Below are 23566 nucleotides of genomic sequence, written 5' to 3'. Positions count from 1 at the left end.
TGTCCCAGGGCCTGCACAGGGGTGTCAGGGCAGGAAGCGGGCGCGTCCGCTGGCGAGGAACTCCGCGCGCAGTGCCGACTTGTCCTCGTCGGTCATCAGGACGTACTCGGGTCGCCCGCGGCCCCGCCACACGTGCACGGGGTCGTCGACGCGCCAGCCCTCGACCTGCATCTCCTTCTTGCGGAGCTTGCCCGAGCCGGTGGTCGGCAGGGCGTGCGAGACGCGGACGTAGCGGGGGGTGCCCTTGGTGCCCAAGTCCTGCTGCCCTGCGAGGAATTCGGGCAGCCGCAGCTCCTCGAAGCTGCTGCCCTCGGGGAGCTCGACGGCGGCCATCACCTGGTCGCCCGACCGGGGGTCGGGGACGCCGAAGACGGCGGCGGCGACGACGTCGGGGTGTCGGCGCAGTACGCGTTCGGTCAGCAGGGCGGAGGTGTTCTCGCCGTCGACACGGATCCAGTCCCCGCTGCGGCCGGCGAAGTAGAAGTAGCCTGCCTCGTCGACGTAGCCGAGGTCGCCGGTCCAGTACCAACCGTGGTGGACGCGTTCGGCGTTGGCGGCGTCGTTCTTGTAGTAGCCCTCGAAGCGGGCGGCGCCCTCGGTGTCGACGATCTCCCCGATGGCCTGCTCGGGGTTGCGTACCCGGCCGTGCTCGTCGAGGAGCGCGGGCGGGCAGGTCTCGCGGGTGTCCGCGTCGACGATCCGTACGCCGCCGCGGGCGGGCACGCCGAGCGCGCCGGCCGGCCCGTCGGGTACGCGTTTGAGCATGCCGGCGCCCTCGCTCGATCCGTAGCCCTCGATGAGGCGGCAGCCGAAGCGGCGCAGGAAGTCGGCCTGGTCCTCGGGGGACGCCTCGGTGCCGAAGGCGTGCGTGAGCCGGTTGTCCCCGTCGTCGGTCTGCTCCGGGTGGGCCAGCACGTAGGCGATGGCCTTGCCGACGTAGGTGAAGAAGGTGGCGCCGAAGTGCCGTACGTCGGGGAGGAATCCGGAGGCGGAGAACTTCGGGGTGAGGGCGATGGTGGCACCGGCGGCGAGCGCGGGCGCCCACAGCGCCATCAGCGCGTTGCCGTGGAACAGCGGCATCGGGCAGTAGCAGACGTCGTCGGCGCCGACCTCGTACTTGGCCGCGTTGGTGTGTCCGAGCGCGGCGAGGCGGCCCTGCGAGCAGATCGCCGCCTTGGAGGCGCCGGTGGTGCCGGAGGTGAACAGCAGCAGCATGCGGGTGGCGGCGGTGACGGCGGGATCGCGGACGGGCTCGGCCGTCGCGTGCTCGGCCAGCGCCTTGTCGTAGGCCGGTTCGTCCACGACCAGGTACCGATCGGGCGGGACGCCGAGGTCGAGACCGTCGAGGAGTCTGAGCCCTGCCCGGTCGGTGACGATCAACTGGCAGTCGGTGTGGCGTACTTCCTGTTCCAGGTAGCTGCCGCGCCGGGTCGGGTTGATGCCGACGACGGAGGCACCGGCGAGGGCCGCGCCGCCCAGCCAGAACACGTACTCGGGTGTGTTGTCGAGGAGCACACCGATGTGGAAGGGCCGCTCGGTGCGCAGTGACCGGGCCAGGGAGGCGCGGGCCGCGCTCTCGCGGACGACCTCGTCCCAGGTCCAGTCCCGCTCCCGGGTGCGCAGGCCGAGGCGGTCGTCCCCGGCGCGGGCGAGCAGCTGGTCGGCGATGGTGGCTTCCAACGTCGGCCCCCTCAGCCCGTGATGGGCGACTGGCCGGCGGGCGTGCGCTCGCCGGGCGGTTCGACGAGTACGCAGCGGGTGCCGCCGTAGATGGTGACGAAGCACTTGTTGCAGTGGATGCACAGGGAGGGCGTGTCCGCGTCGTCCTGGATGCGATTGATCAGGTCGGGTTCGCGCAGCAGGGCGCGGCCCATGGCGACGAACTGGAAGCCCTCGCGCATGGCCAGGTCCATGCTCGGCCGGCCGGTGATCCCGCCCAGCAGGATCAGCGGCATGTCGACGGCGGAGCGGATCTGCCGGGCCTGTTCGAGGAGGTAGGCGTCGTCGTACGGGTAGCTGTGCAGCACCCGCTTGCCGACGAGTTTGATGCCCGTCTTCACCGGCTCGGGCATGATCTGCGTGAACTCGTGCAGCGGGGCGTCACCGCGGAAGAGGTACATGGGGTTGAGCAGGGAGCTGCCCACGGTCAGTTCCAGCGCGTCGAGACAGCCGTCGCTCTCCAGCAGACGGGCGACGGGGATGGCCTCGTCGAGCCAGAAGCCGCCGGGGACTCCGTCGTCCATGTTGAGCTTGGCTATGACGGCGATCCGGTCGCCGACGGCCGCCCGCACGGCGTGCACGATCTCGCGGGCGAACCGGAACCGGTTCTCCAGGCTCCCGCCGTACTCGTCCTTGCGGTGGTTGATACGCGGGCTGAGGAAGGAGCTGGCGAGGTAGTTGTGGCCCAGGTGGATCTCGACGCAGTCGAATCCCGCCTCGACGGCCATGGCGGCGGCGTCGGCGTGGCCTCGGACGATGCGCTTCAGGTCGGCCCGGGAGGCCTCTTTGGCGAAGCTGAGGGTCGTCTTGTGGAAGTGGCGGCTGGGCGAGAGCGCGGGCGCCCCGTTGGACTTCGGGTTGGCCACGGGACCTGCGTGGCCGATCTGGGCGGAGACCGCCGCGCCTTCGGCGTGCACGGCGTCGGTCAGCTTGCGCAGGCCTGGCAGTGCCTCGGGCCGCCACAGCACCTGGTGCCGGTCGGTCCTGCCCTCCGGGGCCACGGCGCAGTAGGCGACGGTGGTCATGCCCACCCCGCCGGCCGCGTACCGGACATGGAAGTCGATCAGGTCCTGGGTGACCAGGCTGTTGCGGCTCAGCCCCTCGTACGTCGCCGCCTTGACGACGCGGTTGCGCAGCGTGGTGGGGCCAAGTGTCGCGGGGGCCAGGACGTCCGGTGTTCCGGGCGGCTGGTGCGTTGTCTGAGTCAAGGGGGGAACCTCCGTCCGCACACCCGTCGTGGTGGCAGTCGTGACGCTATTCAGCGATGGATGGGTGGGCGCGGACCGTCCCGCTGACCGGGAACACCGTCAGTCGAAGTTGGCCTGACCGCCGTCCAGGGGCACGGTCGCGCCGGTCAGATAGCGGGCGTCGCGGCCGCACAGCATCACCACGGCGCGGCCGATGTCCTCCTCGCAGTCACCGACGCGGCGCAGCGGAATGGTGGCGGTGAAGGCCTTCGCCTCCTCGGGGTTGGCCTCTGACCAGCGCAGATAGCCGGGGGACGCGGCGTGCGGGGCGATCGCGTTGACGCGGATGCCGTCGGGGCCCCATTCGTTGGCGGCGGTCCTGGTCAGGGAGCGCACGGCCGTCTTGGCCGCGGCGTAGGCGCCGTAGGTGCTGAGGTCCCAGCGGACCATGGCGGAGGTGACGAGGTTGATGACAACGCCGTCGCCGGCGGACTTGAGGTGCGGGTGGCAGGCCTTCATGAACGCGAACGTCGCGAAGGGGCCGCTGCGGAAGCCTCGTTGGAAGTCGGCGTCGCTGAGTGAGAGGAGCGGACCGTACGCGCCGTCGTAGACATTGTTGACGAGGATGTCGATGCGTCCGAGGCGTTCCGCGATCTCCTCCACCAGGTGCGGGATCCGGTCGGTGTCGGATACGTCGCAGGGGAAGACCTCGGCCCGCGCGCCGCGGGCCCGCAGCAGTTCGCGGGTCGCCTCGAGTTTCGCCGGTGTCCGGCCGAGCAGTGCGATCGTCGCGCCGTCTTGGGCCAGGGCGAGGGCGATGCCCTGGCCCACGCCCTGGCCCGACCCGGTGACGACGGCGACCTTGTCCTGAAGATGACCCATGTTCTCCCTCTTCTCCCTTCGGCTGCGGCCGACCATGCTCGACGGGTGCGGGCGCCGTCCGGGGCGCGGATCCCACTGAGTGGCAGGGCACCGGGCGCCGTGCGGCGGACCGTCCCGGTGACCGGGAACCGCGCTGTTCACCACGGGCCGCAGGAGAACGATGGCGCGCACATCATCCACTCCGGCGAGAGGGAGGCGCATGAGCGCGACGGCGGATCATCAGAAGACGGTGCCGGAGGTCCTGCGGCGGTTGACGGGCCCCGGTGGTGCCTTCGAACTGGTCCAGGAGGACGTACTGGGTGCGCGGATGCAGGTGTTCGCGCACCGGGGGAGGTCGCTGGCCGATGTGGTGGCCGACTCCGTGCGGCACGGTGAGCGCGACTACATCGTGACCGAGGACGAGCGGCTCTCGTTCGCCGGCCACGCGCGTCAAGTGGCATCCCTGGCCCGGGTATTGGAGGAGGAGTACGGGGTCGGCAAGGGCGACCGGGTGGCGCTGCTCGCGGCGAACACCCCGGGCTGGATCGTCGCGTTCTGGGCAACGGTCTCGCTCGGCGCCGTCGCCGTCGGCTACAACGCCTGGTGGACGGCGCCCGAGATCGAGTACGGCCTCGGGCACACCCGGCCCAAGGTGGTGCTCGCGGACGCGAAGCGGGCCGCCCTGGTGGACGGCTCGCGTGTGCCGGTGCTGACGTTCGAGGAGGACGTCCCCGGTCTGCGGCTGCGGCACCCGGACGCGGCGCTGCCGCGGCCGGAGATCGACGAGGACGACCCCGCGATCATCATGTACACGAGCGGTACGTCGGGCCGCCCCAAGGGAGTGGTGCACACGCACCGCAACCTGCTGGCCGTCATCGACTACCTGAGCCTCAACAACATCTTGGCCGCGGAGTTGGGCGATCCGACGGCGCCTGAGGATCGGCGGCATCTGCTCGCGCTGCCCCTGTTCCACATCGCGTCGCTGCACAACCTCGCGGTCCCCCGGCTCGTGGACGGCGGCACCGTCGTGATGTACCAGGGCCGCTTCGAGGCCGACCGGGTGCTGCGGCTCATCGAGCGGGAGCGGGTCACCAACTGGGGCGCGGTGCCGACCATGGCACACCGGATCGTCCAGCACGGCGACCTCGGCGGCTACGACCTGTCGTCCCTGACGTCCTTCTCGCTGGCGTCGGCCCCGTCCTCCCCCGCCTTCCATGAACGGCTGCGCGCGGTGCTGCCGGTGGCGCGCCACGCTCTGGCCAACAGCTACGGGCTGACCGAGTCCTGTACGGGCGCGGCCGTGGCCACCCCGGCCGACCTCGCCGCGGCGCCGGACAGCCTCGGACGCCCGGTGGTGGCGGTGGAGTTGGAGGTGCGCGACCCGGCGGGCAAGCCGCTGCCGGAGGGGCAGGAGGGCGAGATCTGCCTGCGCAGCCCGTACGTGATGCTCGGCTACTGGGAGGACCAGGAAGCCACCGACCGGGCCATCCGGGCGGGCCGCTGGCTGCACACGGGGGACATCGGGATGCTGGAGGACGGCCGGCTGCGGCTCACCAGCAGGCGCTCGGACCTGATCCTGCGCGGCGGCGAGAACGTGTACCCGGCGGAGATCGAGGGCGTGCTGGCCGAGTGCCCGGGGGTGCGGGAGTGCCTGGTGGTCGGTGTGCCGCACCCGGACCTGGGCCAGGAGGTGGCGGCGGTGGTCGTCACGGACGCGGACGCCGGCCTCACCGAGGAGTCCCTGACCGACTACGTCCGCGCGCGCCTGGCGTACTACAAGGCCCCGTCGCGGTGGCGGATCACCTCGGACGAGCTGCCGCGCAACGCCACGGGGAAGGTCATTCGCCGCGACGTACAGGTGTGACCGGACACACCAACAAAAGGCCCCGGGCGGAGAGTTCCTCCGCCCGGGGCCTTTTGTTGGTGTGTCGGCGGATCAGGTGGGGCGGGGCAGTTCCTTGGCGATGAACAGGCCCTGGACCGTCACGCACGCGCGGCCGCCGGCGACGATGGATCCTTCGGTACGGATCTTCTTGCCGTCCACGGAGAGCTGCCGGCCGGTGATGGTGAGGGGCTCGAACAGCGGGGTGGGCCGCAGGTAGCGCACGGTGAGTTCGGCGGTCATCCCGGACAGGCCCGCCCAGTGGTTGGCCACGCCGAGGGTGTGGTCGAGCAGCAGCGCGGACACACCGCCGTGCGCACAGCGGGGCGGGCCCTGGTAGGCGAGGCCCAGGGTGACGGTGCCCTGGACGGATCCGTCGTCCTGGCCGATGAGCTCCAGGGGCGGGGCGAGGGGGTTCTCCGGGCCAGTGACGGGGTCGTGCCGGGTGACGCCGGCGCCCTGCCACATGGTGACGAGGCGCTCGTCCAGGCCGGGGGCCCGATCGGTCAACTGGTCAGCCAGGGCGTCGAGTTGTTTGGTCACGCCCGTCATGTCGACGTCGGTGTCGTCGCCGGCCCGCAGCAGGGCCTCGATCAGTCTGCGGGCCGCGGCGGCGGCCGCGTCGACGCCCTCGTCGTGGGCGGCGGCGACCAGTGTGTCCGGCCGTCCGCCGGGCTGTGAGGGTACGGGGACGCTCATGCGGTGATCCTCGCCGTCGCGTGGGTGAGTACGGGCGCGTCGTCGCGCTCCGGGCAGGTGGCGTGCAGCAGGAGCCGGTCGCCGTCGCGCCAGACGGCGGTGCGGATGGTCTCGCCGGGCAGGAGGACGCCCGCGAACCGTACCGACAGCTCCGTCAGCCTGCTCGCGTCGCCTTCGAGCAGGCCGTCCACGACGGCCTTGGCGACCAGGCCGTAGGACGCGAGCCCGTGCAGGACGGGCCGCTCGAATCCGGCGGCCTTGGCGAAGTCCGGGTCGGCGTGCAGGGGGTTGAGGTCGCCGTTGAGCCGGTAGAGCAGCGCCTGTTGGGGGGTGGTGGGGGCGTCGAGCACGGCGTCGGGGGCGCGGTCGGGTGCGTTCCACTCGGTGCGTGGGGCCGGCTGCGAGCCGAAGCCGCCCGCGCCGCGGGCCCAGATCTGCATCCTGCTCGTCCACAGCGGCTCGCCGTCGGGCCCGGTGGCCGCGGACTCCCGCACGATGACGGCCGCTTTGCCCTTGTCCCACAGTTCGACGACGCGGGAGGAGAGGGTGGCCGTGCCGGCGGCCGGGAGGGGGCGATGGACCGTCAGCTCCTGTCCCGCGTGCAGGATGCGGCGCAAGTCGATCTCGATGCCGGGGAGTTCGAAGGACGGGTCGGGGTCGGTGCCCGTCGAGATGCCGGTGCCGGCGACCATCGCGAAGGTGGGCAGCACCTTGAGGTCGCGCTCGTAGGTGAGGCCGAGTTCAGGTCCCACGGCGGCGTCGGCGCCGGCTCCGAGGCTGAGGTGGTAGAGGAGCACGTCCCGGGTCGTCCAGGCGATGTCCTGAACGGTGGGGGGTGCGCCGAGTGCCTTGTCGCGGTCGATGGTCATGCGCGGGCCGTCCCCTCGGGCTTCTTGGCAGCCGGTGCGGGGTCCCGGGGCAGGCCCAGGATGCGCTCCGCGATGATGTTCAGCTGCACTTCGGTGGTGCCTCCCGCGATGGACATGCAGCGGGAGTTGAGGAACCACCACGTGGGGTCCTGGCGGGGGCCCTCGCCACTGAGGGAGGCGTCGCCCAGCCAGTCCATGGCGGTCTCCCACACCTCCTGGAGGTGTTCCACTCCGGTCAGTTTGGCGATGCTGGCCTCCGCGCCGGGCTGCTGTCCGGAGACCGAACGCAGGGTGGCACGCAGGCCGAGCAGGCCGCCGGCCTGGGCGTCGCAGAGGATGGAGCCGAGGGTGGTGAGCCGTTCGTCGTCCATCTCCGCGGGTGCGGCGGCGGCGAGTTCGAGCAGTGCCTCGCCGCCGGAGCCGAGCGAGGAGTCGTTCGAGAGGGCGACGCGTTCGTTGGCCAGGGTGGTGCGGCTGAGCCGCCAGCCGTCGCCGGGTGCGCCGACGAGGAGGGCGTCGGGGACGAACACGTCGTCGAGGAACACCTCGTTGAACTCGGCCTCGCCGGTGATCTGGCGCAGCGGCCGGATGTCGATGCCGGGGCTGCTCATGTCGAGCAGGAAGTACGAGAGTCCCTTGTGCTTGGGCGCCTCGGGATCGGTGCGGGCGAGCAGGATGCCCCAGTCGGAGTCCTGGGCCCCGGAGGTCCACACCTTCTGGCCGGTGATCCGCCAGCCTCCTTCGGCCCTGACCGCGCGGGTGGACAGGCCGGCCAGGTCGGATCCGGCGCCGGGCTCGCTGAACAGCTGGCACCAGTTGATCTCGCCGCGCAGGCTGGGCCGCAGGAACTTCTCGCGCTGCGCGTCGTCGCCGTGCGCGACGAGGGTGGGCACCACCCAGCCGCCGATGATCATGTCGACGGGCTTGAGGCCCGCGGCGCGCAGCTCCTCGGCGATGACGAGCTGGGTGACGGCGTCGGCGCCCTTGCCCCAGGGGGCGGGCAGATGCGGCGCCGTGTATCCGCGGTCGGCGAGGAAGACCGGACGTTGAGCCTCGGACTGGGCTGCGGCCGCGGCGAGTTCGGCGCGGATCTCCTCGCGGGCGGCCGCGGCGGACGGCGGGAGTTCGACGCCGAGCCTGCGGCGGGAGCCGTCCAGGGTGAGCCGGGCGACGCGGCGGCGCCAGCGCGCGGCGGACCCGAGCGTGATCCGCAGGGTCTGGGCCCGGCGCAGGTACAGGTGGGCGTCGTGCTCCCAGGTGAAGCCGATGCCGCCGAGCACCTGGATGCAGTCCTTGGCGGCGGCGAAGCCCGCGTCGACTCCGGTGGCCGCGGCGACGGCGGCGCCGAGCGCGGCCTCGCCGGGGTCGTCGACGGCGCCGGGCTCGACGGCGCGGGCCGCGTCCCAGGCGCAGGCGCGGGCCTGTTCGGCCTGCGCGAGCATCCGCGCGCAGCGGTGCTTGACGCCCTGGAACTGCCCGATGGGGCGGCCGAACTGCTCCCGGACGCGGGCGTAGTCGGCGGCGGTGGTGACGGCCCAGTCCGCGATCCCGGAGGCCTCCGCGGCGAACAGGGTGGCGGCCAGGTCGAGCGGCAGCCCCGGGTCGACGGTCAGGATGTCGGCGGCCGGCACCGTCACCGCGTGGGCGTCCACCACGGACGAGCGGCGGGTCAGGTCGTGGCTGCGCCGGTGGATGGTCGCCACCACGGCGCGCGGCACGACGACCCATGTGGTGGTGTCACCGTCCGCCGCGGGCAGCACGAACAGGTCGGCGGTGTGGCCGCCGATGACCGGTCCGCACTCGCCGGACAGGACGGCCGCGCCGTCGCCCTGGCGGGTCAGGGTGAGGGTGCCGGGGCGCAGCGCGACGGCGCCGACGACGGTGCCGTCGGCGAGGCCCGGCAGGTAGTTGTGGTGTCCGGCCCCGTTCAGGATCGCAGCGGCGAGGGTGGTCGGCAGGAACGGGCCGGGAGCGACGGCGCGCCCCAACTCCTCGACAACGACGGCCAGTTCGACAAGACCGTAGCCCGCTCCCCCGGCCTTCTCGGGCAGGTGCAGGCCGAGCAGGCCCTGATCGGCGAGGGCCCGCCAGTACGGCGGGAGCGTCTCGTCCTCGGCGTCGACCGCCTTGCGCAGGACGTCCGCGGTGATGTGCCGGCCGGTGAAGGCGCGTACGGAGTCGCGGAGGTCGCGGTGCTCCTCGGTCAGCCCGATGGTCATGGTGTCTCAGATCCGTTCGATGATCGTGGCCGTCGAGTGCGCGCCGCCGGCGCACATGGTGACGAGTGCGGTGGACTTGTCGGCGCGCTCCATCTCGTACAGCGCCTGGGTGATGAGCCGGGCGCCCGTGGAGCCCACCGCGTGGCCGAGTGCGATGGCGCCGCCGTTGACGTTCACCTTGTCCATGTCGGCCTTGTGGACCTGGGCCCAGGACAGGACCACGGAGGCGAAGGCCTCGTTGATCTCGACGAGGTCGATGTCGTCCAGGGTCATCCCCGCCTTGTCCAGGACCGTGCGGGTCGCTTCGACGGGGCCGTCGAGGTGGTAGTACGGGTCGGAGCCGACCATCGTGGAGGCGACGATCCGGGCCCGGCCGCGCAGCCCGAGGCTGTCGGCGCGTTCCTTGGCCATCAGCAGCACGGCGGCGGCGCCGTCGCTGATCTGCGAGGAGTTGCCCGCGGTGTGGATGCCGTCGGGGATCACCGGCTTGAGCGCGGCGAGCGCTTCGGCCGTGGTGTCCCGCAGGCCCTGGTCGCGGGAGACGAGGGCGCGTTCGTCGGTGGGGCCCTCGGGCCCCATCACCGGGGCGTCGATGTCGAGGACCTGACCCGCGAAGCGGCCCTCGGCCCAGGCGCGGGCGGCCTTCTGCTGCGAGGCGAGGCCGAGGGCGTCGACGTCGGCGCGGGTGATGCCGCGCTTGTGCGCGATCCGCTCGGCGGCGGTGAACTGGTCCGGCATGTCGAGGGACCAGTCGGCGGGCACGGGCACGCCTGTGTCGGGGGTCTGCGCCTGGCCGAGGAAGACTCGGCTCATCGACTCGACGCCGCAGCCGATGCCCGCGTCGATGGTGCCCGCGGCGATCAGTCCGTGGATCAGGTGCACGGCCTGCTGCGAGGAGCCGCAGGCGCAGTCGATGGAGGTGCAGGCGGTGGCGTGCGGGAGTCCGCTGTGCAGCCAGGCGGTGCGGGTCACGTTGTTGGACTGCTCGCCCGCCTGCGTGACGCAGCCGCCGACGACCTGCTCGACCACGTCGGGCGCGAGGCCCGCCCGCTCCAGCAGGCCCTTCTGCGCCTGGCCCAGCAGTTCGGCCGGGTGCAGCCCCGACAGGACCCCGCGTCGCCGGCCGACCGGCGTCCGCGCGGCTTCGACTATGACGGCCTCGGCCATGGTTCTCCGTAGGTGTGAGGCGGCCCGTGCGGGCCGGGTGGTGTGGTCGCGTGCACCTCCATAACTAGAATTCATTCTGAAAGAAGGCAAGAGGTCGTCCCACTCAGTGGAGAGGGCTCAGACGGGCGGGGAGGGCTCAGACCCGCTCCGCGCCGCGCAGGACCGCTTCGGCGCCTCCGTCGACGTACAGCATCTGTCCGGTCACATGGCTGTTCTCCACGCTGGTCAGCCAGCGCAGAGCCCGCGCTATGACTTCGGGTTCCGCGTGGCCGTGCAGCGGCATGGGCACAGCCTGCGCGACGATCCTGCGCTGCTCCTCGGTCACGGCGACGGCCGCATGCATCGGGGTGAGCACCACGCCCGGGGCGACCGCGTTGAGCGGGATCCCCGCCCCGGCCCACGCGTCGGTGACGCTGGTACGGCGCACCCAGCGGGCCAGGGCCGCCTTCGACGCGGGGTAGAGGGCGCCGCCCGAGCCCGTGTCCGTGAGGGCGGCGGCCGCGGCGAGCGCCGCCGGTTCGTCACCGGCGAGGCAGGCGTCGATGACGTCCTGCGCGCCCGGCTTGGTCCCGACGATGGAGCCCACGAACGCGGCGCGCGGTGCCTCGGCGCGGGCCAGGGCGGGACGGAGCCCGTCCAACAGCTCCGTGACACCGAAGTAGTTGACCGCGATCGTGGCGGGCACGCGGGCCGAGATCCCGGCGCAGGCGATCACCGCGTCGAGGACTCCCCCGCTGCGTTCGAGGACGGCGCGGACGGCTTCCTGCCGTCCGGCGGCGGTGCCGAGGTCGGCGGGGACGTCGGCGTCCTTCAGGTCGACGCCGATCACGTCGTCTCCCTGGGCCCGGAGAAGCTCGGTGAGCGCCCTGCCGATGCCCGAGGCCACCCCGGTGACAACTACCCGACGCTGTGCGGGTGTTGAGGTCATGATTGCCCCGTCTTTCTATCTGTCTGTCTGCCGTTACGTCAGATGTGGGAGCCCCCGTCGGCCCGGATCTCCGCACCCGTGAGGTAACCGGCGTCCGGGGAGGCGGCGAAGGCGATGACGCCCGCGATCTGCTCCGGGTCGCCCGCGCCGAACGGCGCGCGGATGCGCTGGTAGTAGCTGGTGTCCAGGTCGGACGGCAGCATGTCGGGCCGGGCCGTCAGGGGTGTGACGACGGTGCCGGGCGAGACCGGCACGACCCTGATGCGCCGGTGCGCCACCTCGGCCGCGAGGGACAGGGAGAACGCAAGGACCGCGCCCTTGGTGGCGGAGTAGGCGCTCATGAACGGATTCCCGTGGGTCGCGGACGACGAGGCGACGTTGACGATGACACCCCTGCCGTCGGGCAGGTGGCGCAGCGCTTCGCGGCAGAAGACCGCCGTGCCGACGACGTTGACGGAGAAAAGGTGCTGAAGGTCGTCGACGGTGAGCCGGTCGATCGGTGTGGTGCGGTGCACGCCCGCCACGTTGACCAGAACGTCGATGCCGCCCAGTTGCTCTGCGGCACGGGCCACGGCGGCCACGGCCGAGCTCTCGTCGGACACGTCGGCGACGTGTGTGTGGACCCGTCCGGCCCCGGCCGGGAGGCGTTCCGCGGTCTCCCGCAGGCCGCTCTCGGACAGGTCGACGGCGAACACGGTGGCGCCTTCCGAGGCGAGCCGCAGCGCGGTGGCGCGGCCGATGCCGGACGCGGCGCCGGTGAGCAGGACGGTGGCGCCCTCGAAACGGTTCATGAGCTGCCCTTCGCGGCGGCGGCGACGCGCCCCGCCCTGCGTCCGAAGAAGGTTCCGTCGCCCAGCGAGGTGCCGCTGATGTAGCCGTGCCCGTGGATGCCGGAGGCGGCCCGGCCTGCCGCGAACAGGCCGGGGAGGGGCGCGCCGGAGACGTCCAGCACGGCGCCGTCGACGGTGGTGTGCAGCCCGCCCAGGGTGAACCCGGCCGCGCCAGGGCCGGATCCCGCGCTCGCCCGCCCCCCTGTGTTGTGGAAGCCGAGGCGCGGGTCGAGGGCCGCGAAGGGCGCCTTGAGGGGCCGCAGCCACCGGGTGTTCTTGTGGAAGTAGGGGTCGTCGCCGTGCTCGGCGTGCCGGTTGTAGGTGCCGACGGAGGTCTCCAACGCCCCTTCGGGCATGCCGAGTTCGCGTTCCAGGACGGCCAGGCTGTCGTCGGCGTGCCGGGGCAGCACGCCCCAGCGTTCGGCCTCGGGCACCGACTCGTAGCCCTCCTGGTCGACGATCACCCAGTACGGGCCCGGCTGGGTCAGGACCGCCGCCGCGCTGAACAGGCCCGGATAGACGTCCTCGTTGATGAAGCGCTGGCCGTGGGCGTTGACCAGCAGGCCGCGCACGGCCAGGGCCGGCAACGCGGTCATGGCGATCTCGGTCGCGGACATCCGCCGGGTGGCCGCACCGGCGGCGCAGGCCATCCGGATGCCGCCGCCGTCGTCGAGGCCGTCGCTGACCTTGCCGAGGCCCAGCAGGGCGGGGGCGTGGTCGGAGAGCATCTCTTCGTTGTCGACGAATCCGCCGGTGGTCAGGACGACGCCGCGGCGGGCGCGGAAGGCCAGGTCCTGCCCGTAGCGGCGGGCGGTGACGCCGACGATCCGGCCGTCGTCCCCGGTGATCAGCGCGCCGGCCAGGGTGTCGGTGCGGACGGCGGCCCCGGCCCCGCGGGCGGCGGCGACCAGCTTCTCCATCAGCAGCCCGCCGCCGAAGTGGCCGACGGCGGGGCGGTGCCCGCGGGGCACGGGGCGGGCGAGGGTGTCGTAGGGCCAGGCGTTCTCGCCCAGCCACATCAGGCCGTCGTTCGAAGGCGGCATCCAACTCGGTGCGTCCCACAGGGAGTTCTCGAAGGGGACGCCCCTGTCGACGAACCACTGGAAGTGCTCGGTGCTGCCGTCGCAGTAGACACGCAGCTTCTCCTCGTCGGCGTGCGGGCCGAGGGCGGCCGACAGATAGGCGAACATGTCGTCGGCGGTGTCCTCGAAGCCGCAGGCCTTCTGCACGGGGGTGCCGCCGCCGAGGTACAGCTCGCCGCCGGACAGCGCCGAGGAACCGCCCGGCCCGCCGGCGCGTTCCAGTACGAGGACGTGGGCACCGTCCGAGGCCGCCTCGAAGGCGGCCGCGGCGCCGGCGCATCCGAACCCCACGACGAGGACGTCGGCTTCGGCGTCGTACCGGCCGACGGACGAGGCGGGGACCGGAGTCACGACCGGCCGCGCCGGGCTCATCCGTCCGCCTTCGGCGGCGAGAACGCCGCGAGCGGCTCGGAGCCCGACCAGTCGTGGCCCCAGTAGCTGTCGGCGGTGATCTCCTCGGCGGTGTAGTGGCTCTCGTCGACGAGCAGTCCTTCGGTGCCGTACTCCAGGTCCCAGCCGCCCGGCGCCCGTACGTAGAAGGAGACCATCTTGTCGTTGGTGTGCCGGCCGAGGGTGGAGGACAGCGGGAAGCCGAGGCGGCCGACGTTGTCGAGGGCGCGGCCCACCGCGTCCAGGGTGTCGACCTCGACCATGAGGTGGACCAGGCCGGGGGCCTCGCCGTGCGGCGCCGGGCACAGGGCCAGGCTGTGGTGGCGCTGGTTGACGCCGAGGAAGCGCACGCGGCGCGGCGGGGCGTCCGGTGACTGGACGCTCAACTTGACGGCGCCGCGCGGCAGGAAGCCGAGGACGTCGGTGTAGAAGTCGACGGTCTCGTCCATGCGGGTCGTGGGCAGGACGACGTGGCCCATGCCCTGGGCGCCGGTGACGAAGCGCTGGCCGTGGCCGGTGAGGACGGGGCTGTGGTCGAGGACGGGCCCGAAGAACACCTCGACGCGGACGCCCGCGGGGTCCTCGAAGGCGATGGCCCGCTCCACGGCGATGGCCTCCGCCTCCTGCCAGGTCAGCTCCTTGACCGGGGTGCCGGACGCCTCGACGGCGCGGGCGACCTCGGCCAGCGCGAACTGGTCGCGCACCTCCCAGCCGATGGCCTCGACCCGATCGGTGTCACCGGGCAGGACGACGAGCCGGGCGCTGCGCTCGTCCATCCTGAGGTACAGGCCGTCCGGGTCGGGCCCGGTCCCCTCGGCGAACCCCAGCGCGCCCACGGTGAGTTCGCGCCAGCGGACGATGTCGCGGGTGCGGACCCGGAGATGGCCGAGGCTTCGGATGTGCGTCACGTTCTTCCTCCTGTGCTTCCTGCCTGTGGTGGTCCCGCCGGTGTCAGATCATCGAGCGCATGGGCCCCTGCGGGGGCACCACCCCGATCTGGGTCAGCGCCGCGACGTGGAAGACCGCTCCCGTCACATGGATGGCGTGGGCGAGGCCGGTGTGGGCGTCGCGCCAGAAACGCTGGATGGGGTTGCTCATCCGCATGGCGTTGCCGCCGGAGCGGGCGACGATCTCGTCGACGGCGCGGACGGCCCGCCAGGCGGCCCGCGCCTGGGTGCGGCGGCCCACGGCCCGCCGGTCGAAGCTGATCTGCTCGCCGGCCGCCACCATGTCGTACAGGACGCTGATGTTGTCCAGCAGGGCGGCGCGGGAGGCGGCGATCTCGGCGGCGGCCTCGCTGACCGCGTACAGGACGTATGGGTCGTCGCGGACGGCGGTGCCGGTGATCTGGACGCGGTCGCGCTGGTACGCGAGGTGGTGGGCGAGGGCGCCTTCGCAGATGCCGATGACGGAGGCGGTGATGCCGAGGGGGAAGGCCGCGGAGAACGGCAGCCGGTACATCGGGTTGGTCAGGCCGGCCTCCTCGGCGAGGCTGCCGTCGACGACCTTGGCGTAGTCGACGACCCGGTAGTCGGGCACGAAGGCGTCCTTGACGACGACGTCCTTGCTGCCGGTGCCGCGCAGGCCGACCACGTCCCAGGAGTCGTCGACGATCTCGTAGTCCGCGCGCGGCAGGATCACGTGCACGGAGCGCGGCGGGTTGAGCCGCTCGCCCTTCTCGTCGGCGAGGAAGGCACCGAGGAAGATCCAGTCGCAGTGGTCGGTGCCGGAGGAGAACTGCCAGTGGCCGTTGAAGACGTAGCCGCCGTCGACGGGCCGCAGCAGCCCCATCGGGGCGTATGGGGAGGCGATCCATGTGTCGGGGTTCCGGCCCCAGATCTCCTCCTGCACCCGGGGATCGGCCATCGCCATCTCCCACGGGTGGACGCCGACGACGCCGGTGACCCAGCCGGTGGAGCCGTCGCAGGCGGCGATCCCCATGACGGTCTCGGCGAACTCCCGCGGGTGCAGCTCGAGTCCGCCGTACTTCTTCGGCTGGAGCATGCGGATGGCGCCGGTCTCCCGCAGCACCTTGGCCGTCTGGTCGTCGAGACGGCCGAGCGACTCGTTCGCGGGTCCCAGGGCGCGGATCTCCTCCGCGCGTTCGACCACGGCATCGAGTACTTGGTTGGGCATGGGGGTGCTCACTTTCCCGCGGGCGTCGGCCCGGTCGTGTCCTTGGCCGCGCCTGCCCGCTCCGCGAGCCCGACGGCAATCTCGATGAGTTGGTCCTCCTGGCCGCCGACGAGCTTGCGTCGTCCGGCCTCCAGGAGGAGTTCGGTGCCGGAGACGCCGTACTTGGCGGCCTGCCGGCCCGCGTGTGCGAGGAAGCTGGAGTAGACGCCCGCGTAGCCCATGGTCAGCGACATCCGGTCGAGGAGGCGGTCGCCGCCCATGATGGGCAGGACGACGTCCTCGGCAGCGTCGATGATCTTCGTGGTGTCGATGCCGGTACGGATGCCGAGCTTGTCGGAGACCGCCGTGAACGCCTCGACGGGGGTGTTGCCCGCGCCCGCGCCGAAGCGGCGGGTGGACCCGTCGATCTGCAGGGCCCCGGCCCGCACGGCGGACACCGAGTTGGCGACGCCGAGCCCCAGGTTCTCGTGGCCGTGGAAGCCGACCTGGGCATCTTCGCCGAGTTCGGCGACGAGCGCGGCGACGCGGTGTCCGACGTCCTCCAGGACGAGGGCGCCCGCGGAATCCACGACGTACACGCACTGGCAGCCCGCGTCGGCCATGATCCGGCCCTGCCGGGCGAGGACCTCGGGCGGGACGCTGTGCGCCATCATCAGGAACCCGACGGTCTCCAGGCCCAGTTCGCGGGCCAGGCCGAAGTGCTGGGCGGCGATGTCGGCCTCGGTGCAGTGGGTGGCGATCCGGCAGATCGCGGCGCCGTTGTCGGCGGCCTCGCGGATGTCGTCCTGGATGCCGAGTCCGGGCAGCATCAGGAAGGCGATCTTCGCCTGCCGGGCGGTCTTCACCGCCGCTTTGATGAGTTCCTGCTCCGGGGTGTGGCTGAAGCCGTAGTTGAACGAGGATCCGCCCAGGCCGTCGCCGTGGGCGACTTCGATGACGGGTACCCCGGCGTCGTCGAGGGCGGCGACGACGGACCGCACGTCCTCCACGGTGAACCGGTGCTGCTTGGCGTGCGAGCCGTCGCGCAGCGAGGAGTCGGTGACGCGGATGTCGAGGTCTGCGCTGAAGGGCATGACGGGCGGCCTCCTTGGTGGTGACAGGTGGTGAGGGGCAGTCAGGACGCGGTGTGCCGGGCGGTGATCCGCTGGGCGAAGCCCTCACCGACCTTGGTGGCGGCGGCGGTCATGATGTCGAGGTTCCCGGAGTACGGGGGCAGGAAGTCGCCCGCGCCCTCCACCTCCAGGAAGATCGCGACCCGGGCCGGGACACCGCCTGCGGTGTCCGGGTCGTCGAACTGCGGCTCGGCGCGCAGCCGGTAGCCGGGCACGTACGAGGCGACCTGGCGCACCACTTCGTGGATGGAGGCGGTGATGGCCGCGCGGTCGGCGTCCGCGGGGATGGAGCAGAAGACGGTGTCCTGCATCAGCATGGGCGGTTCGGCCGGGTTGAGGATGATGATGGCCTTGCCGCGGGCGGCGCCGCCGATGGTCTCGATGCCCCGGCTGGTGGCGAGGGTGAACTCGTCGATGTTGGCGCGGGTTCCGGGGCCCGCGGAGGGCGAGGCGACACTGGCCACGATCTCCGCGTACGCGACCTCGGTGACCCGGGAGACGGCGTGCACCATCGGGATGGTGGCCTGCCCCCCGCAGGTGATCAGGCTGACGTTCGGCGCGTCCAGGTGCGCGCCGAGGTTGACGGCCGGGACGACGGCGGGGCCGAGCGCGGCAGGGGTCAAGTCGATTGCCTGGATGCCGAGTTCGGCGTACTTGGGGGCGTTCGCCCGGTGCACGCCGGCCGAGGTCGCCTCGAAGACGAGATCGGGCTTCTCGTCCTGGGCGATCAGTGGGTCGACGCCCTCGGCGCTCACCGTGAGGCCCTCTTCGGCGGCGCGCTTGAGGCCGGGGCTCTGGGCGTCGATGCCGATCATCCAGCGTGGCTCGATCGTCTCGGACCGGAGCAGTTTGTACATCAGATCGGTTCCGATGTTTCCGGAGCCGACGATGGCGGCGGTCGCCTTGGTCACAGTTCGAACCTCATCCGTCGTAGGTGATCCTGATCCGCTCGCTGAGCGGGAGCGCCTGGCAGGCCAGTACGTAGCCGTCGGCGACGTCGCGGTCGTCGAGCACCTCGTTGCGTTCCATCGCCACCTCGCCCTCGACGAGCCGGCAGGTGCAGGCGCTGCAGTTGCCCTCCCGGCAGGAGTACGGCGCTTCGAGTCCTGCGGCGAGAAGTACGTCGAGGAGCTTGCGGCCGCCCGGCCAGGGAAGCGTCCTGGTGTCCCCGTCGAGTTCCACCTCGATTTCGCCGACGGGTCCCGGCGGCTCGTCCTCGGTGGGTGTCGTCGGTGCGGCGAACGGGTCGCCGGTCAGCGAGGTGAACCGCTCGACCCGCACCCGGTCCGCCGGCACACCCATGTCCGTGAGCGTGGTGGTGGCCAGCTCCATGAAGGGTCCGGGACCGCACACGAACGTCCGCCGCCCGGTGTACGGCGCGGCGAGGGCGCGCAGGGCGGGTCCTGTGGGCAGGCCCTGCACCGACTCCAGCCAGTGCAGCACGGTCAGCCGCTCGCCGAACTCCTCGGCGAGCGCGACGAGTTCACTGCGGAAGATCACCGAGTGTTCGTCGCGGTTGGCGTAGAGCAGCGTGACGGATCCGGTGCCTGCGTGCAGGCAGGACTTCAGGATCGACATCACGGGGGTGATGCCGCTGCCCGCCGCGAGGAGGAGAAGGTCCTCCTGAAGTGTGTCGGGTGTGAACGTGCCCGCGGGCCGCAGGACGTCGAGTGTGTCGCCCTCCACGACGTGGTCGCAGATCCAGTTGGAGCCGTAGCCGTTCGCGGTGCGCTTCACGGTGATCTTGAGCTTGTCGTCGCGCAGCGGGGAGCTGCACAGCGAGTAGCAGCGGGCGGCTCCCCCGGCGCGTTCCGTGGGTACCCGGACGGTCAAGAACTGGCCCGGCCGGTAAGTGAGTTGCTCCTCCGGCGCGTCGGCCGGTTCCAACACGAGTGAGTGCGCGTCGGCGGTCTCGCGGACCACCTCGACCACACGAACGGTGAGGTGGGTGTCGCTCATCGGGCACCCGCGTGCCGGGCCGCGATGTAGCCGAAGACCATGGACGGGCCGATGGTGGCTCCCGGTCCCGCGTACTCGTTGGCCATGACGGACGCGGAGGTGTTGCCGGTCGCGTAGAGGCCGTCGATGTGGCCGCCGTCCTCGCCGAGCACCCGGCTGTGCTCGTCGCAGACGAGGCCGCCCTTGGTGCCGAGGTCGCCCACGTCGAGACGCACGGCGTAGAAGGGGGCCTTGTCGATCACGTCGAGGTTGGGGTTGGGCAGCGTGGGGTCACCGTAATAGCGGTCGTAGGCGCTGTCGCCGCGGCCGAAGTCGGTGTCCTTGCCGGTGCGGGCGAAGCCGTTGAACCGTTCGACGGTCGCGGTCAGTTCCTGCTCCGGTACGTCGATGGCGCGGGCCAGTTCGGCGATGGTGCCGGCCTGGTGGACCATCCCGGCGTCGTAGAACCCGCGGGGGAAGGGCATCCCGGGCAGCACCTGGGCGAACGGGTAGCGGGCGCGGGCCTTGGCGTCCATCACGAACCAGGCCGGGACGTGCTTGCCTGCCAGCTGGTCGTGGACGAAGTTCGTGTACGGCGAGGACTCGTTGGTGAATCGCTTGCCGTGCGAGGAGACGATCACGGACGGCGGGATGCAGCGCTCGGAGACGAGGGGGATCGTCACGCCCTTGGGGTGGCGCACCGACGGCATCCACCAGGCGTCGTCCATGAAGTCGACCGCCGCGCCGAGTTCGAGTCCCGCGAGGATCCCGTCGCCGACGTTCTCCTGCGCGCCGGCGCTGTAATCTCGCGTTCCACCGTCCGGGAGGTACTGCTCGCGCATCCGCTCGTTGTGGTCGAACCCGCCGGCGGCGAGCAGTACGCCGTGCCGGGCGCGGATGCGGACGGCCTCGCCGTCGCGCTGCGCGACGATTCCGGTGACCCGGCCGCTGTCGTCGGTGACGAGCGAGGTCATCGGGGTGCGCAGCCACAGCGGGACGCCCGCGTCCTTGAGGGCCATGCGCATCCGGGCGACCAGGGCGCGTCCGCCGGTGGACATGTGGCGGCGGCGGACCATGTTGGAGGAGACCCGCCAGGCGGCGACGACGGAGGCCCAGCGGCCGCGCCAGGTCCGCTTGACCATGGCGAGGTCGTGGTAGTCCTTGCTGGTCACCCACAGGCCGAGGGGGCCCTTGAGGCTGTTGGGCCGCTGGTACTTCTCGTCCTCGCCGAGCTTGCGGGTGTCGAACGGGATGGCCTCGATCGACCGGCCCTCGGCGCGCCCGCCCTCGTACTCGGGGTGGTAGTCGGAGTAGCCCTTGGTCCAGGTGAAGCGCATCCACTTGCTGCGGCACAGCAGCTCCATGGTCGCGGGCCCCTCGTCGACGTAGGCGTCGAGGCGGGCGTCCGGGACCCGGCCCTCGGTGAGCACGTCGAGGTAGCGGCGGACGGACTCCCGGCTGTCGCGCTGGCCACCGGCGCGCAGGACGGGGTTGTCGGGGATCCAGATGCCACCACCGGAAATACCGGTGGTGCCCCCGTACACGGACCCCTTCTCGACCACGACGGTGGACAGTCCGACGTCCGCGGCGGCCAGCGCGGCGGTCATGCCACCGCCGCCGCTTCCGACGATGACGAAGTCGAACTCGTGGTCCCAGGCGGGGGCGGGCGCGGGGGTGGGAGCGGAGCTCATGCCGACTCCTTGCGGGTCAGAAACGCCAGTACGACGTTTTCCCAGGCCGCCTTCTGCTCGATCATCACCCAGTGACCGCAGTCGGGGAACACGTGCAGTTCGGCATCGGGGATGGTGCGCATCGGCACGATGGACATGTCGACGGGGCTCACGCGGTCGTCGCGGCCCCAGGTGAGCAGGGTCTTCGGCTTGAGCCGGTGCAGCATCGCCCAGTACGGGGCCTGGTCGGAGGCGGCAGCGGCGGCCGCACGGGCAGCGAGGGCCGAACCGCCGTACATGGAACGGGCATTGGCCAGCGCCTCGGGGTCGTTGGCCAACTGCCAGCGTTCCTCGATGAGTTCGTCGGTGACGAGGCTCTGGTCGTACACCATGGAGCGCAGCCAGCGGACCAGGCCCTCGCGGGTGGGGTGGTCGGTGAACTCGGTCAGGAGCCTGATGCCCTCGCCCGGGCCGGGGCTGAACATGTTGCGGCCGATGCCGCCGATCGTCACGAGCCGGCGGACCCGCTCGGGCCGGCTCAGCGCGAACTGGGTGCCGACGATGCCGCCCATGGAGTTGCCGATGACATCGACCTGGTCGAGGCCGAGGCCGTCGAGGAAACGGCCGAGGGTGTCCGGCGCGGTGACCATGGGGTGACCGTCGACGGGGTCGCTCACACCGAACCCGGGCAGCTCCAGGACCAGACAGCGGAAGTGCTCGGCGAACGTGGCGAGATTGCCGCGGAAGTTGCGCCAGCCGGTGACCCCGGGGCCCGAACCGTGCAGCATCACCAGGGGCGGCCCTTCACCGGCCTCGTGATACCTCAATGTGCCGTGCTCGGTGGTGAGTTCACGTGCGGTGGACTCGTGGCTCAGCTCCGTCATCGCTCCTGCCTTCGCCGTCCTGTGGTCAACGCCGGGAACGTAACCGTGCGCTTGCGGGCGGGGCGGAAGGCATCCCGATCAGCGGGACGTGCGTGCGGCGGCGGCCGGGCCGCCCTCGGGGGCACGGCCGCTCCGGGGCGGGTTCCACTCATCGGGAGCACCGTCCTGCGCCGTCCTGGGCGGTTCTAGCCTCGGCCTCTTCGCTCACTCACCGCGCACGACACCGTGCCGTCCCCCTTGAGGTGAACCCGATGAGAACACCCACCACAGCCGAGGCGCCCGACAGCGCGGCGGCCACCGCGACCGACATGCGCCGGGCCATGGGGGCGTTCGCGACCGGGGTGACCGTGGTCACCGGCCTCGACACCGAGGGGGATCCGGTCGGATTCGCCTGTCAGTCCTTCGCGTCCGTCTCGCTCGATCCGCCCCTGATCCTCTTCTGCGCCGACCACCGCGGACGGGCCTGGCCGCGGATCAGGGACACGGGCCGGTTCTGCGTCAACGTCCTGGCCGAGGAGCAGGCGGGCCTGTGCGAACGCTTCGGGTCCAGCAGGGGCGCGAAGTTCGCGGGGCTCGGCTGGGACCTCTCCCCCTGGGGGACACCGGCGCTGCGCGGCGTGCTGATGCGCGCGCACGCGGAGGTGCACGAGGTACACGTGGCCGGCGATCACGACGTGGTGATCGGCCGGGTCCTGGGCCTCGAGACGGAGGGTGAGCAGCAGCCGATGCTCTTCTTCCGCGGGCGCTTCGGCGTCGACGGCACCCGGACGGCGCCGCGCACCGCCCCCTCCCCCGCGGACCCTTTCGCCTGGGGCGTGGGCGGTCTCTGGGGCTGACCCGGCCGCCGGGTTCGGCGGCCGGTGGGGCGGCGCGGAGGTCAGAGCCAGTCGCCGTTCTGTCCGGCCGCCAGCAGCCGGTCCATGGCCTGCGCCGACCAGTTCTCCTCCCGGCCCACGGCCTGGGCCTTGGCCTTCCCGTGCCGGTCGTCGTTGTCCAGGCAGGGGAACAGTTCCCGCGAGACCTGCCTGGCGGCATCGACCACGAGCGGCGCGACCTTCTCCAGCGGGGTGCGGGCCTCTCCGGCCAGCGAGATCGCGGCCACCGGCCCCTCGGGGCCCCGCACGGCCGCCGCCACACAGGCGATCCCGGGGAAGAACTCGCCGTGCTCGAAGGCGAGTCCGCGGCGCTGCCTGATCCGGTACAGCTCCTGATGCAGCGTGGGCAGGTCGGCGATGGTGCGGTGGGTGAGCTTGCCCAGTGTGTCGGCCAGCCTGGCCTCGACGTCCTCCGGTTCGAGCCAGGCGAGCATCGACTTGCCGAGCGCCGTGGCGGGGGCCGGGGCCCGGCCGCCGACCCACGAGGGGACGGCGGCGGCGAAGCGGCCGCCGGCCTTGTCGAGGTAGAGCACCTGCCCTTCGTCGAGCACGGCGAGATGGACGACCAGGCCGGTGCGGATCTGCAGGTGGTGCAGGCGCCCCGCGGCGACCGCGCGGATCTCGGCATGGGCGCCGTCGCCGCCGCCGAGTCCGAGGGCCCGGCGGCCGAGACCGTAGCCGAAGTGGCTGTGCTCCAGCCAGCGCAGCCGCACCAGTTGTTCGAGGATGCGGTGGGCCGTGGAGCGTGGCAATTGGGTACAGCGCGCCACGTCCTCCAGCGACAGTCTCGTGGTGCGTCCGGTGAACGCGTCCATGATCAGGGTCATGCGCTCGACCATCGACGGTGGCAGCTCGTTACGAGCGGGCACGTCCACAGCAGCCACGTCGTTGACAACTGTCATGGGGCCCTCCTCCACTCTTTCTGAAATGAATTCTACTTTCGGAAGCTAGCAGGGCGCGAGTGCGGGAGGAAGAGGCGTGCACGGGATTCCGCCGGAGACACCGCGCGAGCCCCTCCGGCACCCTCCCGATCAGCGGGACCGGCCGCCTCCAACTCCCGGTCCTGCGTTACGAATCGCCTGAACAGCACGCACGCCGCCGACGGTACGAGGAGAGAC

General features: G+C 71.9%; 20 protein-coding genes. 2 read left to right on the top strand and 18 right to left on the bottom strand.

From position 1 onward, the window contains the following. Nucleotides 1–24: 24 nt before the first annotated feature. The 3 genes from ACWD2L_RS34310 to ACWD2L_RS34300 all read right to left on the bottom strand — a co-directional run bounded on the left by ACWD2L_RS34310 (nt 25) and on the right by ACWD2L_RS34300 (nt 3788). Nucleotides 25–1680 carry an AMP-binding protein gene (locus ACWD2L_RS34310; protein WP_451192935.1) on the bottom strand — a complete coding sequence of 552 codons (1656 nt, stop codon included), beginning with the start codon at nt 1678–1680 and terminating at the stop codon, nt 25–27. An 11-nt stretch (nt 1681–1691) separates the two neighbouring features. Next, nucleotides 1692–2927, bottom strand: a complete 1236-nt coding sequence (locus tag ACWD2L_RS34305; protein ID WP_451192932.1) for an NADH:flavin oxidoreductase — start codon at nt 2925–2927, stop codon at nt 1692–1694. Nucleotides 2928–3026: 99 nt separating this feature from the next. After that, nucleotides 3027–3788 carry an SDR family NAD(P)-dependent oxidoreductase gene (locus ACWD2L_RS34300; protein WP_451192928.1) on the bottom strand — a complete coding sequence of 254 codons (762 nt, stop codon included), beginning with the start codon at nt 3786–3788 and terminating at the stop codon, nt 3027–3029. A 199-nt stretch (nt 3789–3987) separates the two neighbouring features. On the opposite strand from ACWD2L_RS34300, the gene ACWD2L_RS34295 reads away from it, so the two are divergent. Then, nucleotides 3988–5631 carry a class I adenylate-forming enzyme family protein gene (locus ACWD2L_RS34295; protein WP_451192925.1) on the top strand — a complete coding sequence of 548 codons (1644 nt, stop codon included), beginning with the start codon at nt 3988–3990 and terminating at the stop codon, nt 5629–5631. A 72-nt stretch (nt 5632–5703) separates the two neighbouring features. Here ACWD2L_RS34295 and ACWD2L_RS34290 read toward each other — a convergent pair whose 3' ends face one another. From ACWD2L_RS34290 to ACWD2L_RS34225, 14 genes are all read right to left on the bottom strand, one after another. Further along, nucleotides 5704–6348, bottom strand: coding sequence for a PaaI family thioesterase (locus ACWD2L_RS34290; RefSeq protein ID WP_451192922.1), 645 nt, complete (start codon nt 6346–6348; stop codon nt 5704–5706). Next, nucleotides 6345–7217: a MaoC/PaaZ C-terminal domain-containing protein gene (locus ACWD2L_RS34285; RefSeq protein ID WP_451192919.1), complete on the bottom strand. Its 873-nt coding sequence runs from the start codon at nt 7215–7217 to the stop codon at nt 6345–6347. The genes ACWD2L_RS34290 and ACWD2L_RS34285 overlap by 4 nt, the downstream gene beginning before the upstream one ends. Continuing rightward, nucleotides 7214–9436, bottom strand: a complete 2223-nt coding sequence (locus tag ACWD2L_RS34280; RefSeq protein ID WP_451192917.1) for an acyl-CoA dehydrogenase — start codon at nt 9434–9436, stop codon at nt 7214–7216. The genes ACWD2L_RS34285 and ACWD2L_RS34280 overlap by 4 nt, the downstream gene beginning before the upstream one ends. Nucleotides 9437–9442: 6 nt before the next feature. Continuing rightward, the gene (locus tag ACWD2L_RS34275; protein ID WP_451192914.1) at nt 9443–10603 is read right to left on the bottom strand and encodes a steroid 3-ketoacyl-CoA thiolase; all 1161 of its coding nucleotides are present in this window, start codon (nt 10601–10603) and stop codon (nt 9443–9445) included. 136 nt (nt 10604–10739) lie between these two features. Beyond that, on the bottom strand, nt 10740–11531 hold the full coding sequence (locus ACWD2L_RS34270; RefSeq protein ID WP_451192912.1) for an SDR family oxidoreductase: 792 nt from the start codon (nt 11529–11531) through the stop codon (nt 10740–10742). A 38-nt stretch (nt 11532–11569) separates the two neighbouring features. Further along, the gene (locus ACWD2L_RS34265) at nt 11570–12322 is read right to left on the bottom strand and encodes an SDR family NAD(P)-dependent oxidoreductase (RefSeq protein WP_451192910.1); all 753 of its coding nucleotides are present in this window, start codon (nt 12320–12322) and stop codon (nt 11570–11572) included. Next, nucleotides 12319–13815, bottom strand: coding sequence for an FAD-dependent oxidoreductase (locus ACWD2L_RS34260; RefSeq protein WP_451192908.1), 1497 nt, complete (start codon nt 13813–13815; stop codon nt 12319–12321). The genes ACWD2L_RS34265 and ACWD2L_RS34260 overlap by 4 nt, the downstream gene beginning before the upstream one ends. Next, on the bottom strand, nt 13812–14741 hold the full coding sequence (locus ACWD2L_RS34255; RefSeq protein WP_451192905.1) for a VOC family protein: 930 nt from the start codon (nt 14739–14741) through the stop codon (nt 13812–13814). The genes ACWD2L_RS34260 and ACWD2L_RS34255 overlap by 4 nt, the downstream gene beginning before the upstream one ends. A gap of 43 nt (nt 14742–14784) precedes the next feature. Continuing rightward, nucleotides 14785–15969 carry an acyl-CoA dehydrogenase family protein gene (locus ACWD2L_RS34250; protein WP_451192903.1) on the bottom strand — a complete coding sequence of 395 codons (1185 nt, stop codon included), beginning with the start codon at nt 15967–15969 and terminating at the stop codon, nt 14785–14787. Nucleotides 15970–15977: 8 nt separating this feature from the next. After that, nucleotides 15978–17042 (bottom strand): 4-hydroxy-2-oxovalerate aldolase, encoded by a 1065-nt coding sequence (gene dmpG, locus ACWD2L_RS34245; RefSeq protein WP_451192901.1) that lies wholly within the window; start codon nt 17040–17042, stop codon nt 15978–15980. 41 nt (nt 17043–17083) lie between these two features. Further along, nucleotides 17084–17992, bottom strand: coding sequence for an acetaldehyde dehydrogenase (acetylating) (locus ACWD2L_RS34240; protein WP_451192899.1), 909 nt, complete (start codon nt 17990–17992; stop codon nt 17084–17086). 10 nt (nt 17993–18002) lie between these two features. After that, entirely contained in the window at nt 18003–19040 is a 1038-nt protein-coding gene (locus tag ACWD2L_RS34235; protein ID WP_451192896.1) for a 2Fe-2S iron-sulfur cluster-binding protein, read from the bottom strand. Next, the gene (locus ACWD2L_RS34230) at nt 19037–20710 is read right to left on the bottom strand and encodes an FAD-binding protein (RefSeq protein WP_451192893.1); all 1674 of its coding nucleotides are present in this window, start codon (nt 20708–20710) and stop codon (nt 19037–19039) included. Before ACWD2L_RS34230 ends, ACWD2L_RS34235 begins: the two co-directional genes overlap by 4 nt. Next, on the bottom strand, nt 20707–21573 hold the full coding sequence (locus ACWD2L_RS34225) for an alpha/beta fold hydrolase (protein ID WP_451192890.1): 867 nt from the start codon (nt 21571–21573) through the stop codon (nt 20707–20709). The genes ACWD2L_RS34230 and ACWD2L_RS34225 overlap by 4 nt, the downstream gene beginning before the upstream one ends. A 251-nt stretch (nt 21574–21824) precedes the next feature. Here ACWD2L_RS34225 and ACWD2L_RS34220 point away from each other — a divergent pair, with 251 nt between their 5' ends. Further along, nucleotides 21825–22409, top strand: a complete 585-nt coding sequence (locus ACWD2L_RS34220) for a flavin reductase family protein (RefSeq protein WP_451192887.1) — start codon at nt 21825–21827, stop codon at nt 22407–22409. Between the two features lie 41 nt (nt 22410–22450). Here ACWD2L_RS34220 and ACWD2L_RS34215 read toward each other — a convergent pair whose 3' ends face one another. After that, complete coding sequence (locus ACWD2L_RS34215) at nt 22451–23350, bottom strand: IclR family transcriptional regulator (RefSeq protein WP_451192884.1); 900 nt, start codon at nt 23348–23350, stop codon at nt 22451–22453. Between the last annotated feature and the right edge of the window lie 216 nt (nt 23351–23566).

The organism is Streptomyces sp. NPDC002754, from assembly GCF_053592315.1.
Note: the sequence above shows the minus strand (reverse complement) of the source record. Positions and strands in the feature narration are given on the sequence as shown.

Excerpts from the sequence above, each read along its gene's own strand:
- ACWD2L_RS34300 (WP_451192928.1), bottom strand. The coding sequence starts at position 3,788 with ATGGGTCATCTTCAGGACAAGGTCGCCGTCGTCACCGGGTCGGGCCAG.
- ACWD2L_RS34295 (WP_451192925.1), top strand. The coding sequence starts at position 3,988 with ATGAGCGCGACGGCGGATCATCAGAAGACGGTGCCGGAGGTCCTGCGG.
- ACWD2L_RS34290 (WP_451192922.1), bottom strand. The coding sequence starts at position 6,348 with ATGAGCGTCCCCGTACCCTCACAGCCCGGCGGACGGCCGGACACACTG.
- ACWD2L_RS34285 (WP_451192919.1), bottom strand. The coding sequence starts at position 7,217 with ATGACCATCGACCGCGACAAGGCACTCGGCGCACCCCCCACCGTTCAG.
- ACWD2L_RS34280 (WP_451192917.1), bottom strand. The coding sequence starts at position 9,436 with ATGACCATCGGGCTGACCGAGGAGCACCGCGACCTCCGCGACTCCGTA.
- ACWD2L_RS34275 (WP_451192914.1), bottom strand. The coding sequence starts at position 10,603 with ATGGCCGAGGCCGTCATAGTCGAAGCCGCGCGGACGCCGGTCGGCCGG.
- ACWD2L_RS34270 (WP_451192912.1), bottom strand. The coding sequence starts at position 11,531 with ATGACCTCAACACCCGCACAGCGTCGGGTAGTTGTCACCGGGGTGGCC.
- ACWD2L_RS34265 (WP_451192910.1), bottom strand. The coding sequence starts at position 12,322 with ATGAACCGTTTCGAGGGCGCCACCGTCCTGCTCACCGGCGCCGCGTCC.
- ACWD2L_RS34260 (WP_451192908.1), bottom strand. The coding sequence starts at position 13,815 with ATGAGCCCGGCGCGGCCGGTCGTGACTCCGGTCCCCGCCTCGTCCGTC.
- ACWD2L_RS34250 (WP_451192903.1), bottom strand. The coding sequence starts at position 15,969 with ATGCCCAACCAAGTACTCGATGCCGTGGTCGAACGCGCGGAGGAGATC.
- dmpG (WP_451192901.1), bottom strand. The coding sequence starts at position 17,042 with ATGCCCTTCAGCGCAGACCTCGACATCCGCGTCACCGACTCCTCGCTG.
- ACWD2L_RS34235 (WP_451192896.1), bottom strand. The coding sequence starts at position 19,040 with ATGAGCGACACCCACCTCACCGTTCGTGTGGTCGAGGTGGTCCGCGAG.
- ACWD2L_RS34230 (WP_451192893.1), bottom strand. The coding sequence starts at position 20,710 with ATGAGCTCCGCTCCCACCCCCGCGCCCGCCCCCGCCTGGGACCACGAG.
- ACWD2L_RS34225 (WP_451192890.1), bottom strand. The coding sequence starts at position 21,573 with ATGACGGAGCTGAGCCACGAGTCCACCGCACGTGAACTCACCACCGAG.
- ACWD2L_RS34220 (WP_451192887.1), top strand. The coding sequence starts at position 21,825 with ATGAGAACACCCACCACAGCCGAGGCGCCCGACAGCGCGGCGGCCACC.
- ACWD2L_RS34215 (WP_451192884.1), bottom strand. The coding sequence starts at position 23,350 with ATGACAGTTGTCAACGACGTGGCTGCTGTGGACGTGCCCGCTCGTAAC.